Genomic DNA, 15,920 nt, shown 5'->3' on the forward strand with positions numbered 1-15,920 from the left:
ACTTCACAGCGCCCGGCCCGAGGGGGTTCCCAAAGGCCCGCCCCGACGGGGTTCCCGACCTTCGGAAAGGCCCGCCCCGAGCACAGCGCCCGGCCTGGAAAAAGGCCGGGCTGCCAGATCACGGCAGGTGGGCGGACAGGTAACCCCGCACGAGGTGCTTGCACTCGCTGATCAGCTCCGGGTCACCATCGGGGGCGACTCGGAAGGCCAGCTTGAGCACGGCGTCGGCGGCCTCGACCGCGACCAGGATCGCGCGGTCGAGCGCCGGCCCGGCCGGCGCGTCGAGCAGGTCGACGGTGATGGCGCGCAGCCGGTCGGCCACGATCGCGTTGTTCTCCAGGGCGGTGTCGAGCATCCGGTTGGTGCCCTCGATGGCGGGCCCGCCGGGGGCGCGCAGGATCTCCCCGAAGTCGACCACGCCGAACCCCGGCGTGGTCCGCTTCATCGCGACGAACTCGTCGATCGCCAGGTCGACCAGCTCGGTCCAGTGGCCGAGCTCGCCCGCGCCGGCGCGCTCGGCGATGCGCGCGGTGACGCGGCCGAGGAACGCCTCCAGGTTGCGCAGGGCCAGCGCCCGCACGAGCCCCTGCTTGTCCGGGAAGAACTGGTAGAAGGTGCCGATCGGCACCTCGGCGCGGCGGGCGACCTCCTTGGTGGTCAGCGCCTCGTAGCCGACCTCGTCGAGCAGGAGGGCGCACTCGTCGAGCATCCGCTCCACCCGCTCCAGGCTGCGGCGCTGAGCCGGACGGCGACGCAAGGTACTCGTCATGTCTCCATCCTTGCTCATTACCGCCTGGTAACGGTCGCCTCGGTTAACATGAGCCGGACTCAACGCAGAGGGAGCACGGCATGTTCCTGTGGGGTACGGCGACGGCCGCCTATCAGATCGAAGGCGCGGCGGACGAGGACGGCCGGGGCCCGTCCGTCTGGGACACGTTCTCTCACGAGCCGGGCCGTACCCGGGAGGGCCACACCGGCGACGTGGCCTGCGACCACTACCACCGCTGGCCCGAGGACGTCGCGCTGATGGCGGGCCTCGGGGTGAACGCCTACCGCTTCTCGATCGCCTGGCCGCGCGTCCAGCCGGCCGGGAGCGGGCCGGTGAACGCCCGGGGCCTGGACTTCTACGACCGGCTGGTGGACGCCCTGCTGGAGGCGGGGATCACGCCGGTGCCGACGCTGTTCCACTGGGACCTGCCGCAGGCGCTGGAGGACGGCGGCGGCTGGCTGGCGCGCGACACGGCGCACCGCTTCGCCGAGTACGCCGCGCTGGCCGCCGGGCGGCTGGCCGACCGGGTGCGGATGTGGATCACGCTCAACGAGCCGTTCGTGCACATGGCGTACGGGTACGCGATGGGCATCCACGCCCCGGGCCGGGCCCTGATGACCGGCGCGCTGCCGGCGGCGCACCACCAGTTGCTGGGCCACGGCCTGGCGGTGGGGGCGCTGCGGGCGGCGGGCGCCGAGCAGGTGCTGATCACCAACAACTGCACGCCCGTCTGGTCGGCGTCGGACGCGGCGGCGGACCTCGCGGCGGCGGAGGCGTACGACGTCCTGCACAACCGCCTGTTCAACGATCCGGTGCTTATCGGCAAATATCCGGATCTTTCGGCGTACGGGGTCGCGAACCTGGACTCCGTGCACGACGGCGACCTGGACATCATCGCCGCCCCGCTCGACGGCATCGGGATCAACTACTACAACCCCACCCGGATCGCCGCCCCCTCCGCCGACGCCGGCCTGCCCTTCGAGGACGCCGGGATCTCCGGCTACCCCACCACCGCGTTCGGCTGGCCGGTGGTGCCCGACGGCCTGCGCGAGCTGCTCGTCCACCTCAAGGACCGGTACGGGGACGCGCTGCCGCCCGTCTACGTGACCGAGAACGGCTGCTCCCAGGAGGACGTGCCGGGGCCGGACGGCGTGGTCGACGACCGGGGCCGGATCGCGTACCTGGAGAGGCACATCCAGGCGGTGCGCCGGGCCCAGCGGGAGGGGGTGGACGTGCGGGGGTACTTCGTCTGGTCGCTGCTGGACAACTTCGAGTGGGCGGAGGGCTACCACCAGCGGTTCGGGCTGGTGCACGTGGACTTCGCCACCCAGCGCCGCACCCCCAAGGCCTCCTACGCCTGGCTGCGGGACTTCCTGGCCGCAGCTGAGGACTAGAACACCGAGACGTGCACGTGGTCCCAGTGGTTGGCGGTGACGCCGCCGCGGTCGGACATCGGGGCCCAGCCGCGGCGTGACCTGATGTCGTAGTAGCGCTGCTTCCAGATGATGTACATGATGCCGAGCCGGTCGCCGTTGCGGATGAGCCAGGCGGCCAGGTCGTCGCCGCGGGCGAGCTCGGCGCCGGTGGCCATGCCGCGGGAGATCATGAAGTCGCAGGCCCGGCCCTTGCCGTGCTCGCCCGGGTCGCCGGGGCGCAGGCAGCCGACCCCGTACGGCATCGGGAAGTTCTGCATCACCTCGGCGCGCATGTTGATCGTGCGCTGGGTGAGCCCGCTGGAGCTGCCGGGCTGCTGGAAGCCGTACTTGGCGAGCAGCCGGTCGAGCTCGCGGCGCCTGTTCTGGAAGTCCTTGATCTCCTTCTGCAGCTTCTTGATCCTGCTGTTGGCCTGGAGTTTGGCCTTCTCGGCGTCCTTGATGAGCTTCTTGACGCCGGCGACCCGGGCGGCCCGCTCCTCGACCATGTGGTTCAGGTTGGCCGCGTGGCCGAGCGCCTGGTGGGGAGGGACTCCGCTGCCGAAGAGCCGGCTGGTGTCGAGCGGGCCGTAGATGTAGGCGTTCTCGGCCAGCGCGGACAGGTCTGCCTGGGCCCTGGCCAGCCGCCGCTGCAGCGAGCCCGAGTTGTCGACCGCCTTCTTGGCCTGGATGCGGATCTCTTCCAGGCTCTGGATCGAGCCGCGGTAGCGCTCGTTGAGCTGGGCGGCCTGCCGGGTGAGCTTGCGCAGCTCGGCGGGGCTGGGGTCGGCCGCCGCGGGTGAGGGGGCGGGGAGGACGAGCAAGCAGGTCAGGACGATGGCGAAAACGGCCATACGCCCGGCTTTCACTCCCACCCTCCCCTCGTAGACGAACCGAAACTATAGAAGATGATCTTGAAAGCTGTCATCTCAACAGGGGAAGTCCTGCCCGATTAGCGAAAATTGCCGGAATGTGTCCGAGATAAGACAGAAGTAAAGATTGGGCCTTGTCGAGGCGGTCAACGCGAATTGAGATGTCGCTCGTACGCGATCTGCGAAGGGGCGGAAATCCGTGTCTCGTTCACTCACCCTCCTCACGGCCGTGATCCTCTGCTTAGGCACGTCCACGGTCGCCCTGCCGGCCCAGGCGTCCGTGGACCCCCTCCCGCCCGGCGACCGGATCGAGCTCTACGAGCTCGACAGCCCGCTCGGCACCGCCCAGACCCTCCGGGAGCAGGGCTTCGACGTCGTCCAGCAGGAGATCAGGGACGGCAAGGAACACGTCGAGTTGACCGCCACCCCCAATGATCTCGACGGGCTGGAAAAGCTCGGCCACAGGCCCGAACCGGTCCGCAACCCGCAGGGCCAGACGCAGCTCCAGGCCGCCAAGGCCCAGGCGGCGAGCGGGTACACCGTGTTCAAGTCCTACTCCGAGCGCGGCGGCATCGCCGACCAGCTCAGGAAGATCGCCAAGGACCACAAGGACGTCGTCGAGCTCCAGTCGATCGGCAAGACCCTCCGCGGCCAGGACATCCTCGCCGTCAAGGTGACCTCGCTGGCCCGGCTGCTGCCCGACGGCATCAAGCCCGCCACCCTGTTCTCCGCCACCCAGCACGCCCGCGAGTGGATCGCCACCGAGGTGGACATGCGGCTGCTCAAGTACGTGGTGGCCAACAAGAGGCAGCTCAGGAGCCTGCTGGACCGGACCGAGCTCTGGTTCGTCCCGGTCGCCAACCCCGACGGCTACCTGGTCGTCCGTAGTGCTCCGGCCTTAAGCCGGGGGTGAAGCGGACTCTCCCGCGTAGCGGGGCAGGGAAAGACGAATCGCCGTCAAGGAGATTCGTCGTGCGACTGGTCCGCGGCGAGCGCGATCTCAAGCAGGTGCACGATCTGAGAGTTCAGGGATCTCCGCTCGGTCTCGGCGCGGGCGACCACCCGGGCGTGGACGTCATCGGGAAGCCGGAGCGTGATCCGAATCATGACACCATCATAGTGTCGAGTCGGGGTAAGATCGAACCGTGCAGCTCCGATACAACTTCCGCCTCTACCCGACCCCGGGCCAGCGCGCCGCGCTGGCCCAGGCGTTCGGGTGCGCCCGGGTGGTGTTCAACGACGGGCTGCGCGCCCGGCAGGAAGCCCACGCGGCCGGTCTGCCGTACGTCTCGGACGGCGAGCTGTCCAAGCGCGTCATCACGCAGGCGAAGAAGACCCCGGAGCGGGCCTGGCTGGGCGAGGTGTCGGCGGTGGTGCTCCAGCAGGCGCTGGCCGATCTGAACACCGCCTACCGGAACTTCTTCGCGTCGGCGTCCGGGAAGCGGAAAGGTCCGAAAGTCGCCCCGCCGCGCTTCCGGTCCCGCAAGGACAACCGGCAGGCGATTCGCTTCACCCGCAACGCCCGCTTCGCGATCACAGCGGGCGGGAGACTGCGCCTGCCGAAGATCGGCGACGTTCCGGTGAAGTGGTCTCGCCGCCTCCCGTCCGAGCCCTCCAGCGTCACTGTGATCAAGGACGCGGCGGGCCGGTACTTCGCCTCGTTCGTCGTCGAGGCCCCCGCCGAGCCGCTGCCGCAGACGGCCGCCGAGGTGGGCATCGACCTGGGGCTGACGCACTTCGCGGTGCTCTCGGACGGCCGGAAAGTCGGCAACCCCCGGTTTCTCCGCCGTGCCGAACGGCGGTTGCGCAAGGCGCAGAAAGCTCTGTCCCGCAAGGCGAAGGGATCGAACAACCGCACCAAGGCCGTCGCTCGCGTGGCCCGCGCCCACGCGAGGGTGGCCGACGCGCGCCGGGACTTCACCCACCAGCTCTCCACCCGGATCATCCGCGAGAACCAAGCGGTGATGGTGGAGGACTTGTGCGTGAAGGGCCTGGCCCGCACGCGGCTGGCCAAGTCCGTGCACGACGCCGGATGGTCGGCGTTCGTGAGCATGCTGGAGTACAAGGCCGCCCGGTACGGCCGGACCCTGGTGAAGATCGACCGCTGGTTCCCCAGCAGCAAGCTGTGCTCGGCGTGCGGGGCGCTGGCCGAGTCCATGCCGCTGAACGTTCGGTCGTGGGCCTGCCCGTGCGGGGCGGTCCACGACCGGGACGTCAACGCCGCCAAGAACATCCTCGCCACTGGACGGGCGGAGAGGTTAAACGCCTGCGGAGGGACCGTAAGACCCGCCGCCTAGCGGAGGGCAGGACCCGTTGAAACAGGAAGCCGCAGAGGTGCCGCATGTGCGGCACGGACTGAATCTCCGGCCTTCAGGCCGGGGAGCGCGTCAAGGCAAGAACCAGACGGTCCAGGTCAACGCCAAGCGCAAGCTCGGCCCGATCTTCCTGAACTACCAGGTCAACGACGGCCGCACGCACGTCAGGACGACCAAGGAGTGGCGGGGCGGCGAGCGGTACGGCAAGGGCTACGACCGCTACTACCACCGGATGCGCGGCCAGATCACCGGCACCAAGCCGGGCGACACGGTCAAGGTCTGGTTCAGCTCCCTGGGCAAGAAGAGCGGGTCGTTCACGTACAAGGTCCATGACGACATCGGCGGCAAGGTGCTCGTGCTGGCCGCCGAGGACGTCACCGGCCTGACCCCGGCGCAGGAGGGGACCGAGGCGAAGTACGCGGGGGCGTACGCGCAGGCGCTCCAGGCGGCCGGTTACAGCTCCGACGTGTACGACATGGACAAGATGGGGCGGAAGGCGCCGCACCCGCTCGGCGTGCTCAGCCACTACAAGGCGGTCATCTGGGAGACCGGCGACGACATCATCCCGCGCGCCAGGTGTTCGAGGAGGGCGCGGGCATCACCACCGAGAACACCGTCTACCTGGGGTTCGGCGCGGAGAGCCTGATCGACCAGGCCACCAGGACCGACCTGGTGAAGCGGTCGATGGCGCATCTGCTGCACGGGCGGCGCTGACCGCCTGAGGAGGGGCGCGGCACCGGTTGCCGCGCCCCTCTTGCGTGCCTGGACAGAACATGATTCGGTCACTTCTGCGAAGGATGCATTCGGTTCCGGCAGGAGGCTCACGACATGCGCCAGCACGACACGCTGTTCATCGGGGGCGAGTGGGTGACCCCGGCGGGCACCGGCACGATCGAGGTGATCAGCCCGCACACCGAGGAGGTCGTCGGCCGGGTCCCGGACGGCACCGCCGCGGACGTGGACAGGGCGGTGGCGGCGGCACGCGAGGCCTTCGACCACGGCCCCTGGCCGCGCATGACGTTCGCCGAGCGGGCGGCCGTCATCGGCAGGCTGGCCGAGATCTACGCCGAGCGGCAGGGCGAGATGGCCGCGCTCATCACCGAGGAGATGGGCTCGCCCATCACGTTCTCCAACCTCGCCCAGGCGCCGCAGCCGCTGGGCATGCTCCAGTACTACGCCCAGCTCGGCGCCACGTTCGAGCAGGAGGAGGAGCGGCCCGGCGTGTTCGGGCCGGTGACGGTGCGCCGCGAGCCGGTGGGCGTGGTGGCGGCCGTGGTGCCGTGGAACGTCCCGCAGTTCGTCACCATGACCAAGGTCGCGCCCGCGCTGCTGGCCGGCTGCGCGATCGTGCTCAAGCCGGCCCCCGAGACGCCGCTCGACGCGTACCTGCTGGCCGAGATGGCACAGGAGGCCGGGGTCCCGGCGGGCGTGCTCAACATCGTCCCCGCGGGCCGCGAGGTCAGCGAGCACCTGGTGTCGCACCCGGACGTCGACAAGGTGGCGTTCACCGGCTCCACGGCGGCGGGCCGGCGCATCGCCGCCCTCTGCGGCGAGCAGCTCAAGCGGGTCAGCCTGGAGCTGGGCGGCAAGTCGGCGGCGATCGTGCTGGACGACGCGGACCTGGCCTCCTCGATGGGCATGCTGGCGATCGCCTCGCTGATGAACAACGGCCAGGCGTGCGTGGCGCAGACCCGCATCCTGGCCTCGCGCAACCGCTACGACGAGGTCGTCGAGGCGGTCGCCAACATGGTCAACTCCCAGCCCGTCGGCGACCCCGCCGACCCGGCCACCGGCATCGGGCCGCTGGTCGCCAAGCGGCAGCAGGAGCGGGTCGAGGGCTACATCAAGATCGGCATGGACGAGGGCGCCAAGGTCGTCGTCGGCGGGCTGGAGCGGCCGCGCGACCGCGGCTGGTACGTGGCGCCGACGGTCTTCGCCGGCGTCACCAACGACATGCGCATCGCCCGCGAGGAGATCTTCGGCCCGGTCCTGGCCGTCATTCCGTACGAGGACGAGGCGGACGCGGTGCGGATCGCCAACGACAGCGAGTACGGCCTGGCCGGGACGGTCTGGACGGCCGACACCGAGCGCGGCATGGAGGTGGCCCGGCAGGTGCGGACCGGCACCTACGGCGTCAACTGCTACATGATCGAGACGGGCGCGCCATTCGGCGGCTACAAGGCCAGCGGCCTCGGCCGCGAGCTCGGCCCCGAGGGCCTGGCGGGCTACCTGGAGTACAAGACGATCGCCCGGCTGGGCTGATCGCGCACCGAGGGGCCCTACCCAGGGGCCCCTCGGGCGCATCGGACGGCGACCCAGCGCGCCCCCGCGACGCTGGGAGACCAGACGACTACGAGAAGTATGAACCACGCCCGGCTTTGGCCGGGTCTGTCGCATCTCGAACTTCTCCCTGCGGTTTGCTGCCATCCGCCCTAGGTAGACGTGTTTTACTCAGGGAAGGTTCGAAGAGATCCACTTTCCGATCCTGCGGACCAGTTCGGGGGTCGCCGCCGACTCCGCGTGACCGTACCCGGGCTCGATCCACAGCTCCTTCGGCTCCCGCGCGCCCTCGTACAGCTGCCGGGGGTGGTCCAGCGGGAAGAACGCGTCCGCGTCCCCGTGCACGATCAGCAGCGGCACCGGAGAGACCAGCCCGGCGGCCTCGTGCGGCGGCATCGGGATCGGGTCCCAGCGCCCGACCGCGATCCGGGTCCGCTTCGCCACCCGGGCCGCCCACCGGCCGAGCGGCCGCTCGATGGCCCAGTGGACCTGGCGCATCGGCCGGGTGCCCCGGTAGTACCACCGGGCCGGGCCGCTGACCGCGACCACCGCGTCCACGCCGCCGCGGAGCCCGGCGTGCCGCACCGCCACGGCGGCCCCCATCGAGAACCCGACCACCGCGACCCGCCGGTAGCCGACCACCCGCGCGTGGCGGACGGCCGCCGCGACGTCCAGGATCTCCTTGTCGCCGACCGTGCTCTCGCCGCCGGAGCGGCCGTGCCCCCGGAAGTCGAAGGCGAGCACTCCCCCGTACTCGCTGAGCACGTGCACGATCCGCCGCGCGGTCCGCTCCCGCCACGACCCGGTGAACCCGTGCGCCACCACGATCCCCGTATCCAGCGCCCCGCCCTCGCGGCAGGGCGTGTGCGCGGCGTCGATGCGCACCCCGTCGTCGGTCCTGAGCATCACGGGAAAGCTGGGCGCGAACGGCATGCTCCGAGCTTAGATACCGGCGCGCGCTCGGCCGCGCAGGGCATCGGAGGGATCAACTAGAATTATGTGGTCGCGAGTTCGCGCGGCCGGCCCCGACACCTACAGAGCGAGACTCACCATGCCATTGAACAGCCGCGACGACCTGAGGAACATCGCGATCATCGCGCACGTCGACCACGGCAAGACCACGCTGGTCGACGCCATGCTCTGGCAGTCCGGGGCGTTCCGCGCGAACCAGGACGTCGACGACCGGGTCATGGACTCCAACGACCTGGAGCGCGAGAAGGGCATCACCATTCTCGCGAAGAACACCGCCGTGCGCCATGACGGCATGACCATCAACATCATCGACACCCCCGGCCACGCCGACTTCGGCGGCGAGGTCGAGCGCGGCCTGTCCATGGTCGACGGCGTGGTGCTGCTGGTCGACGCCTCCGAAGGCCCGCTGCCGCAGACCCGGTTCGTGCTGCGCAAGGCGCTGTCGGCGAAGATGCCGGTGATCGTCTGCATCAACAAGGTCGACCGGCCCGACGCCCGCATCGCCGAGGTGCTCGACGAGGTCTACGAGCTGTTCATGGACCTCGACGCGACCGACGACCAGATCGACTTCCCGGTCGTCTACACCTCGGGCAAAGCGGGCCGGGCCTCGCTGGAGCGCCCCGCCGACGGCGAGATGCCCGCGTCGCCCGACCTGGGGCCGCTCTTCGACATCATCAAGTCGACGATCCCGGCGCCGACCTACGACCCGAGCGCGCCGCTCCAGGCGCACGTCACCAACCTCGACGCCTCCTCCTACCTCGGCCGGATAGCGCTCTGCCGGATCCACCAGGGCCGGATGACCAAGGGCCAGCAGGTCGCCTGGTGCCGCACCGACGGCAGCATCGAGAAGGTGAAGATCACCGAGCTGCTGATGACCGAGGCGCTGGAGCGCAAGCCCGCCGAGGAGGCCGGCCCCGGCGACATCATCGCCATCTCCGGCATCCCCGACATCATGATCGGTGAGACGCTGGCCGACCCCGACGACCCGCGCCCGCTGCCGCTCATCACCGTCGACGAGCCCGCCATCTCGATGACGATCGGCGCCAACACCTCGCCGCTGGTCGGCAAGGTCAAGGGCAGCAAGGTCACCGCCCGCATGGTGAAGGACCGCCTCGACCGGGAGCTGGTCGGCAACGTGTCGCTGCGCGTGCTGCCCACCGGGCGGCCCGACGCGTGGGAGGTGCAGGGCCGCGGCGAGCTGGCGCTGGCCATCCTGGTGGAGCAGATGCGCCGCGAGGGCTACGAGCTGACCGTCGGCAAGCCCCAGGTGGTCACCAGGGAGATCGACGGCAAGGTCTGCGAGCCTGTGGAGCGCCTCACCATCGACTGCCCCGAGGAGTACCTGGGCTCCGTCACCCAGCTCCTGGCCGTGCGGAAGGGCCGCCTGGAACACATGACCAACCACGGCACCGGCTGGATCCGGATGGAGTTCACGGTGCCGGCCCGCGGGCTGATCGGCTTCCGCACCGAGTTCATGACCGAGACCCGCGGCACCGGCCTGGCGCATCACGTGTTCGACTCGTACGAGCCCTGGTTCGGGGAGCTGCGCACGCGCGCCAGCGGCTCGCTGGTGGCCGACCGGTCCGGGCCGGTCACCGCGTTCGCGATGCTCAACCTCCAGGAGCGCGGCGCCCTGTTCGTCTCGCCGGGCACCGAGGTCTACGAGGGCATGGTCGTCGGCGAGAACTCCCGCTCCGACGACATGGACGTCAACATCACCAAGGAGAAGAAGCTCACCAACATGCGCTCCTCCACGGCGGAGGAGACGGAGAAGCTGACCCCGCCGCGGGTGCTCTCGCTGGAGCAGGCGCTGGAGTTCATCCGCGAGGACGAGTGCGTGGAGATCACGCCCGAGGCGGTCCGCATCCGCAAGGTGATTCTCGACGCCGCCACGCGGGGCCGCATGGCGGCCCGCGCCAAGCGCTCCTGACTACGGGTCATCCCGCCGTGTGGAGAGGCATTCTCCGTACGGCGGGATGACCCGTACGCATTTACCGGCGCGGAAAACGGTAAAGCCCGCGAATCCCCTGGTAGCGGGGCTGCTCCTGCCTCTCTGGAGAGGTGTGTGCCGCCCGAGCAGGGGGAATTCAGATATTGGCGTTGCTTCGCGTTTGAGAAAAGCCGCTCGCTGTCAAGACGAGTACACCGTAATCACACCGTTACCCCACCGGAAGAACAATCGGCTGGACGAGTGAATCATTCGGTTCATGGAGAGGCTCCGGGCATTCATCGGGTTCGGGCTCGCCGCCGTGTCGCTCAGCGCCATCGTCTGGTGCGCCGTCGCGGCCGAGCCCGTGCCGCGGCCTGTGCCGCCGTCCTCGCCGGCGGACGCCGACTCGTGGGGCCTGTCCGCCACCCGCGCCGAACCCGCCGCCGGGGGTGACCGCGAGGCGTCCACCGAGGTGACGGTCGCCCCGGCGAGCGCCGCCGACCTCGACGGCGTGCCCGAGGGGCGGATGGACGAGCGGCGGCGGCAGGTCAAGGTGACGATCACCCACCGGCTGTCGATGGACCCCGCCGACGGCCTGGCCGAGACGCTGCGGGAGGGGGCCGAGTTCCCGCACGGGCTGCGGCGCTTCACCGACGAGGGGTTCGGCGCCGTCAAGGTCAACGGCACCGTGCTGGCCCCGGCCACCCGGCTGCCGCCGCGCCTCACCACCACCGGCGACCGCACCACCGCGGTCTTCACCGTGACGCTGCTGCGCCAGGTGCGGCCGGAAGACCTGATGCGGGTCGACTTCCACACCCCCGCCGCCGCGCCCTCGCTCGTCGCCTACCGCCGGGTGACGCTGCTGCCCGGCGAGTGGAGCGTGCTGCGGGCCGCCTCGATCGCGCCCGACCGGGAGGAGCCGGACCGGCTGGAGTTCACCGCCGCGAACCACGCGGTGAGCGTCACGCTCGCGCACCGCTCCTACGGCTTCCCCGACGTGCGGGAGCGCGACGACTTCTCCTGGGCGACCGCGCTCGGCGTGGTCACCGCGGTCGTGCTGACGGTGCTGCTGCTGCGCACGCCCGGCGGCGACTGGTGGCGGCGGCCCGCCAACCGGGAGCTGGCCGCCGGGCTCGCCCTGGCCGCGCCGGTGGTGCTGCTGCCGCTGGTGGCCGAGGAGTTCACGCTGCCCGCGTACGTGATGCTCTTCGTCGGGCTGCCGCTGCTCGCGCTCCGCCACGCGATCCAGGTGCTGCCGACCGGGCCGCAGTGGACGCCCCGCGACGCGCTCGGCGCGACCGGGGTGGGCGTGCTGCTGGCGGTCGGCATGCTGTCGTGGTCCTACCGGTACGGGCAGCTGCCCGGTGACACGCTGCTCACCGGGACGAGTGTCGCGGCGACCGCGGCGGCCGGGTCGGCGGTGGCGCTCAGCGCCGACCTGGGGGTGCGGGCGGTGGTCGTGCGGCTGGCCGCCTTCGCGGCCGGGTCCGCGGTCGCGCTGCTGGCGCTGGCGCTGTGGGCCAAGGCCCTGGTCACCCAGGTCTACCCGCCCGACAGCGTCCGGCTGCTGCTGGCGTTCTGCTGGGCGCTGATCCCGGTGGCCGCCGTGGCCGTGGCCATCAAACAGTGGAAGCGCGGCGCGGTCGTGGTCGCCGTCGTGGTCAGCCTCATGGTGCAGGGCTGGCCGAGCGAGTGGCTCGACGCGGGCTCATGGAGCCTGGCCCCGCCCGCCCAGGAGCTGCCGCGGATCGGCGAGCTGGAGCTGACCCCGCTGGTGCGCGGGGTGATGGGGCTGCTGCTCCTCGGCTACCTGCTGCTGGTGCTCCGGCTGAGGCGGCTCGGCACCGCCCTGGAGGCGACGCGGGACCCCTCCGCCGAGTCCGCGATGATCGTCTGCCTGATGGTCGCCTACCTCACCCCGCAGGGCAGCGCCACGCTGGGCGACATCGACGTGCCGCTGCCGATGCTCTCGATCACCGCGATCGCCGCCTGGGTGACCGCCCGCTGGCTGCTGGCCGGCCCGCACCTGTCGATCGTCGAACCGTACGACCAGGAAGAGCACCGCGAGCTGATCAGGGCGGCGCTGCACCGGCGGCTGCTGCTCTCCTCCGAGCAGGAGCTCTACCGCGCCGGGCGGAGCCGGATCGGCGGCGGCGAGCTGTCGATGGCGGAGTTCGACCGGCGGCGCCTCGAACTCGACGCGGCGCTGCGCGGGCACGGCGGCCACCCGGAGACCGCGTTCGCCACCGCGGCGGGCTGCTCCCCCTGGCAGAACGGCCTCCACGCGTTCGTCGTCAGCCTGCTGCTGAGCCTGCCGTTCCTCATCGTGTTCGGGGTGCCGTCGGGGATCGACCTGACCAGCTTCGTGTTCGAGGCCCGCTCGGTGATCGCGCTGCCCGCTTTCGGCTTCCTGTTCGGCTACTTCTACCCGCGCATCCGCGGCACCCAGCCGATGACGAAGGCGCTCCACCTGATGGCCGCCGCGCTGGTCACCGAGCTGTCGGGGTACGTGGCCGCGATCGCCGAACCCGACCTGGGCGCGATGGACAAGGTGCAGGTGGTGGCCATCATCGTGGGCAAGGCGGCGCTGGTCTCGATCGGGCTCGGCCTCTACTGGGAGTGGCGGATCATGTACCTGGCCGACGAGCCGTGGGCCCGGGTGCGCAACATCCGCAGCCTGCGCAGCCTGGCGACGCCGCTGCTGGCCATCACCATCGCGGCGATCACGACCGCCGCCACCTCGGCCGCCAGCCAGACCGTCGACCGCGTGCTGCGCGGCGACGAGACCTCCCAGCAGCCCTGATCAGGGCCTGCCCGGCAGCTCGCTCCCGCGTACGTGCGTGCAGAGCCAGTCGACCAGCGGCCCGAAGTCGCGCCAGCAGGCCCGCACCCGGTCGGCGACCTCGGGGGTGTGCACCCACGGCTCCGGCTCGAACCGGCGGCCCGCGTACAGGGACCGGTGGCGCAGCAGGTCGAGGCGGGGGTGGTCGTCCGGCACGCCGCGCGGTTTGGTCTTGAGCCGGTCGCCGCCGCGCTCGTACCCGGCCGCGTCGAGCGTGGCCACGAGGGCCTCCAGCGGCTTGCCGGTCGTGTCCTCGTCGACGGCGGCCCGGTAGCGGGCCACCTGGTCGGGGGCCTGCGAGTACAGGCCGCCCGCGACGTGGAGACCGGCCGCGCTGACCTCCACGTAGAACCCGATGCCGTGCGCCAGGCCGACGAAGACGCCCTGGTGGGTCTTGTACGGCGACTTGTTCTTGGAGTAGCGGATGTCGCGGTACGGCCGGTAGACCTTGGCCTCGCCGAACTCCTCCCCCAGCTCGTCGGCCAGGGCCAGCATCGGAGCCCGCACCGCCTCCTCGTACAGCTGCCGGTGCCGCGAGAAGTAGGTCTTCGAGTTGTCGGCCTCGAGGCCCTCGTAGAACAGGAACGCCTCGTCCGGGATGCCGGTGAAACCCATGCCGAACAGCCTGCCACGCCGGGCAAGCGGTCACTGATCCGGATGGGCCCGCCGGTAACGCCTGCCGGGCTCCGGCGCGCTCCCGTACAGCTCGCTCACCGTCACCAGCCGGTAGCCCTTGCGGGTGAGCGCGTCGAGCACCCGCGGGACCGCTTTCACCGTGGTGCGGTGGATGTCGTGCAGCAGCACCACCGAGCCGGGCTTGGCGCGCGCCGCGCGCCTGGCCACGACCTTGGGCACCCGGTCGCGCCAGTCGTAGGTGTCGACGTTCCAGAGGATCTGGGCGAGGCCGCGCCGCCGTGACTCGGCGGCCACCCTGCGGTCGGTCGAGCCGTACGGGGGCCGCATCAGGTGCATGCGGACCCCGGTCGCATAGCGCACGACGTCGCCGGTGCGCTGGAGCTCTCGGGCGATCAGCCGCCTCGGCAGGGTGGTGAGCTGGGTGTGGGTCCAGGAATGGTTGCCCAGCTCGTGCCCTTCGCTGGCGATCCGCCGTAGCCGGGCGGCCCCGCCCGGGGCGGCCGCCATCTCGCCGACGACGAAGAACGTGGCCCGGGCGCCGTGTGCGCGCAGCGCGGCGAGCAGCCGGGTGGTGTAGCGGCCCGGCCCGTCGTCGAAGGTGAGCGCCACGCACCGGTCGCAGCTCGTGTCGGGGGCGGGCCAGTCGCGCTGCATCCCCGTCAGCCGCTTGGCCAGCGTCTCCGGGTCGGCGGCGGGGCGGTCAGGCGTGGGCTCTTGCCCGGGCGACCAGGCCGGCTGCTGGGGTGCGGGCTGTGCCGACGGCTGGGCCGACGGCTGTGCTGAGGGCTGGGCCGACGGCTGTGACGATGGCTGGACCGGCAGCTGTGCCGAGGGCTGGGCGGCGCATCCCGTCACCGCCGCCAGCGCCGCCACCCACCACCACGCGCGCATGTTCCCCCCGCGGGACCTGCGGGGACGTCACGGATAGTCGCCGGCAGGCCGCCCCCGCATGTCCCCGACCAGCTCTTCCCACCATGATGGGATATCCGCCTGCAACTCCTCGTAGCGACGCGCCACTCTTAGTGCGCATCCGGCCGGGTCGGTCCCGAGATGGCGGCGTTTCACCGGGCCTTCCCGCCAGCGGTAGAAGCCGTCCCGGTAGCGCACGACGAGCCCGATCCAGATGGAGAGGGTGGCACCGTCGCCGATCTCGTACGCGGTGGTCAGGCCGAGGCCGTGCAGCTCCGCGAGGAGCTTCTCCGTCGCCGCACGGGACTCGCTCATCCGACACCCCCCGTAGACGATCCGCCGTCCACGATGAGGTGTACCCACCAGCGGCCCGCAGCCGTCAGATCACGAGACTCCGGGGCGGCGTTACTGGTCGGACACGTCGCGCGGCTCCGCGACGGACATGACGAACCGCAGCTCCTCGGCGCCTTCGTTGGCGTAGCGGTGCGGGCGGTCGGCGGTGAAGAGCACCGCGTCGCCGGCGCCGATCACGTGGCTCTTGCCGTGGACGGTCAGGGTCAGCTCGCCCTGCAGCACGGTCACCATCTCCCGGGTGCCGGCCGGGTGCGGGTCGCCGTCGTGGTGGCCGCCGGGGGCCAGCCGCCAGTCCCACAGCTCCAGGATCATCGGGGAGTCGGCGCCGACGAGCAGCCTGGCCTGCCCGCCCTCCTGCTCGAAGGTGACCACGTCGTCCGCGCTGACGACCCTGACCACGGGCACGTCGCCGACCTCGACCAGCCGGGCCACGGTCACGCCGAGGGCGGAGGCGATCCGGGTGAGCGTGGACACGCTCGGATTCGTCCTGCCCTGCTCGACCTGGACGAGCATCCCCCGGCTGACGCCGGACCGGGCGGCCAGCGCGTCGAGGGTGAGCCCGCGGTGCGCCCGCTGGGCTCGGACGTTGCTGGCGATGGCCTGGTTGATCAGCTCCGGGTCCTCCACGC

At 71.1% G+C, this 15,920-nt stretch carries 15 protein-coding genes; 7 read left to right on the forward strand and 8 right to left on the reverse strand.

Going from position 1 to position 15,920, the window contains the following annotated elements:
- Window positions 1-118: 118 nt before the first annotated feature.
- On the reverse strand, window positions 119-769 hold the full coding sequence (locus AB0J42_RS01915) for a TetR family transcriptional regulator (RefSeq protein WP_364287416.1): 651 nt from the start codon (window positions 767-769) through the stop codon (window positions 119-121).
- A gap of 80 nt (window positions 770-849) precedes the next feature.
- Between AB0J42_RS01915 and AB0J42_RS01920 the strand changes: the two genes are divergently transcribed.
- On the forward strand, window positions 850-2,163 hold the full coding sequence (locus AB0J42_RS01920; protein ID WP_364287419.1) for a GH1 family beta-glucosidase: 1,314 nt from the start codon (window positions 850-852) through the stop codon (window positions 2,161-2,163).
- On the opposite strand, the gene AB0J42_RS01925 is transcribed toward AB0J42_RS01920, so the two are convergent.
- A complete protein-coding gene (locus tag AB0J42_RS01925; RefSeq protein WP_364287422.1) occupies window positions 2,160-3,035 on the reverse strand; it encodes a hypothetical protein in 876 nt (291 codons plus the stop codon). The genes AB0J42_RS01920 and AB0J42_RS01925 overlap by 4 nt on opposite strands.
- Window positions 3,036-3,282: 247 nt before the next feature.
- Between AB0J42_RS01925 and AB0J42_RS01930 the strand changes: the two genes are divergently transcribed.
- The gene (locus AB0J42_RS01930) at window positions 3,283-3,966 is read left to right on the forward strand and encodes a M14 family zinc carboxypeptidase (protein ID WP_364287425.1); all 684 of its coding nucleotides are present in this window, start codon (window positions 3,283-3,285) and stop codon (window positions 3,964-3,966) included.
- Window positions 3,967-4,010: 44 nt separating this feature from the next.
- Here AB0J42_RS01930 and AB0J42_RS01935 read toward each other — a convergent pair whose 3' ends face one another.
- The gene (locus AB0J42_RS01935) at window positions 4,011-4,211 is read right to left on the reverse strand and encodes a toxin-antitoxin system HicB family antitoxin (RefSeq protein WP_364288177.1); all 201 of its coding nucleotides are present in this window, start codon (window positions 4,209-4,211) and stop codon (window positions 4,011-4,013) included.
- Between AB0J42_RS01935 and AB0J42_RS01940 the strand changes: the two genes are divergently transcribed.
- The 3 genes from AB0J42_RS01940 to AB0J42_RS01950 all read left to right on the forward strand — a co-directional run bounded on the left by AB0J42_RS01940 (window position 4,199) and on the right by AB0J42_RS01950 (window position 7,630).
- Window positions 4,199-5,350 (forward strand): transposase, encoded by a 1,152-nt coding sequence (locus AB0J42_RS01940; RefSeq protein ID WP_364287428.1) that lies wholly within the window; start codon window positions 4,199-4,201, stop codon window positions 5,348-5,350. The genes AB0J42_RS01935 and AB0J42_RS01940 overlap by 13 nt on opposite strands.
- Window positions 5,351-5,396: 46 nt before the next feature.
- Window positions 5,397-6,014, forward strand: coding sequence for a hypothetical protein (locus tag AB0J42_RS01945; protein WP_364287431.1), 618 nt, complete (start codon window positions 5,397-5,399; stop codon window positions 6,012-6,014).
- Window positions 6,015-6,196: 182 nt separating this feature from the next.
- Window positions 6,197-7,630: an aldehyde dehydrogenase gene (locus AB0J42_RS01950; protein WP_364287434.1), complete on the forward strand. Its 1,434-nt coding sequence runs from the start codon at window positions 6,197-6,199 to the stop codon at window positions 7,628-7,630.
- Window positions 7,631-7,819: 189 nt separating this feature from the next.
- Here AB0J42_RS01950 and AB0J42_RS01955 read toward each other — a convergent pair whose 3' ends face one another.
- Window positions 7,820-8,581: an alpha/beta fold hydrolase gene (locus AB0J42_RS01955; RefSeq protein WP_364287437.1), complete on the reverse strand. Its 762-nt coding sequence runs from the start codon at window positions 8,579-8,581 to the stop codon at window positions 7,820-7,822.
- A gap of 118 nt (window positions 8,582-8,699) precedes the next feature.
- Here AB0J42_RS01955 and typA point away from each other — a divergent pair, with 118 nt between their 5' ends.
- Together typA and AB0J42_RS01965 are read left to right on the forward strand one after the other, a co-directional pair.
- Window positions 8,700-10,550 carry a translational GTPase TypA gene (gene typA, locus AB0J42_RS01960; protein WP_364287440.1) on the forward strand — a complete coding sequence of 617 codons (1,851 nt, stop codon included), beginning with the start codon at window positions 8,700-8,702 and terminating at the stop codon, window positions 10,548-10,550.
- Between the two features lie 277 nt (window positions 10,551-10,827).
- Window positions 10,828-13,353: a hypothetical protein gene (locus tag AB0J42_RS01965; protein ID WP_364287443.1), complete on the forward strand. Its 2,526-nt coding sequence runs from the start codon at window positions 10,828-10,830 to the stop codon at window positions 13,351-13,353.
- On the opposite strand, the gene AB0J42_RS01970 is transcribed toward AB0J42_RS01965, so the two are convergent.
- From AB0J42_RS01970 to AB0J42_RS01985, 4 genes are all read right to left on the reverse strand, one after another.
- Window positions 13,354-14,007, reverse strand: coding sequence for a DUF2461 domain-containing protein (locus AB0J42_RS01970; protein WP_364287446.1), 654 nt, complete (start codon window positions 14,005-14,007; stop codon window positions 13,354-13,356).
- 30 nt (window positions 14,008-14,037) lie between these two features.
- Complete coding sequence (locus AB0J42_RS01975; RefSeq protein WP_364287449.1) at window positions 14,038-14,919, reverse strand: polysaccharide deacetylase family protein; 882 nt, start codon at window positions 14,917-14,919, stop codon at window positions 14,038-14,040.
- A gap of 27 nt (window positions 14,920-14,946) precedes the next feature.
- On the reverse strand, window positions 14,947-15,252 hold the full coding sequence (locus AB0J42_RS01980; protein ID WP_364287452.1) for a hypothetical protein: 306 nt from the start codon (window positions 15,250-15,252) through the stop codon (window positions 14,947-14,949).
- A 90-nt stretch (window positions 15,253-15,342) separates the two neighbouring features.
- Window positions 15,343-15,918, reverse strand: a complete 576-nt coding sequence (locus AB0J42_RS01985) for an XRE family transcriptional regulator (RefSeq protein WP_364287455.1) — start codon at window positions 15,916-15,918, stop codon at window positions 15,343-15,345.
- Window positions 15,919-15,920 lie beyond the last annotated feature (2 nt).

Source organism: Nonomuraea sp. NPDC049649 (assembly GCF_040675175.1).
GTDB lineage: Bacteria > Actinomycetota > Actinomycetes > Streptosporangiales > Streptosporangiaceae > Nonomuraea.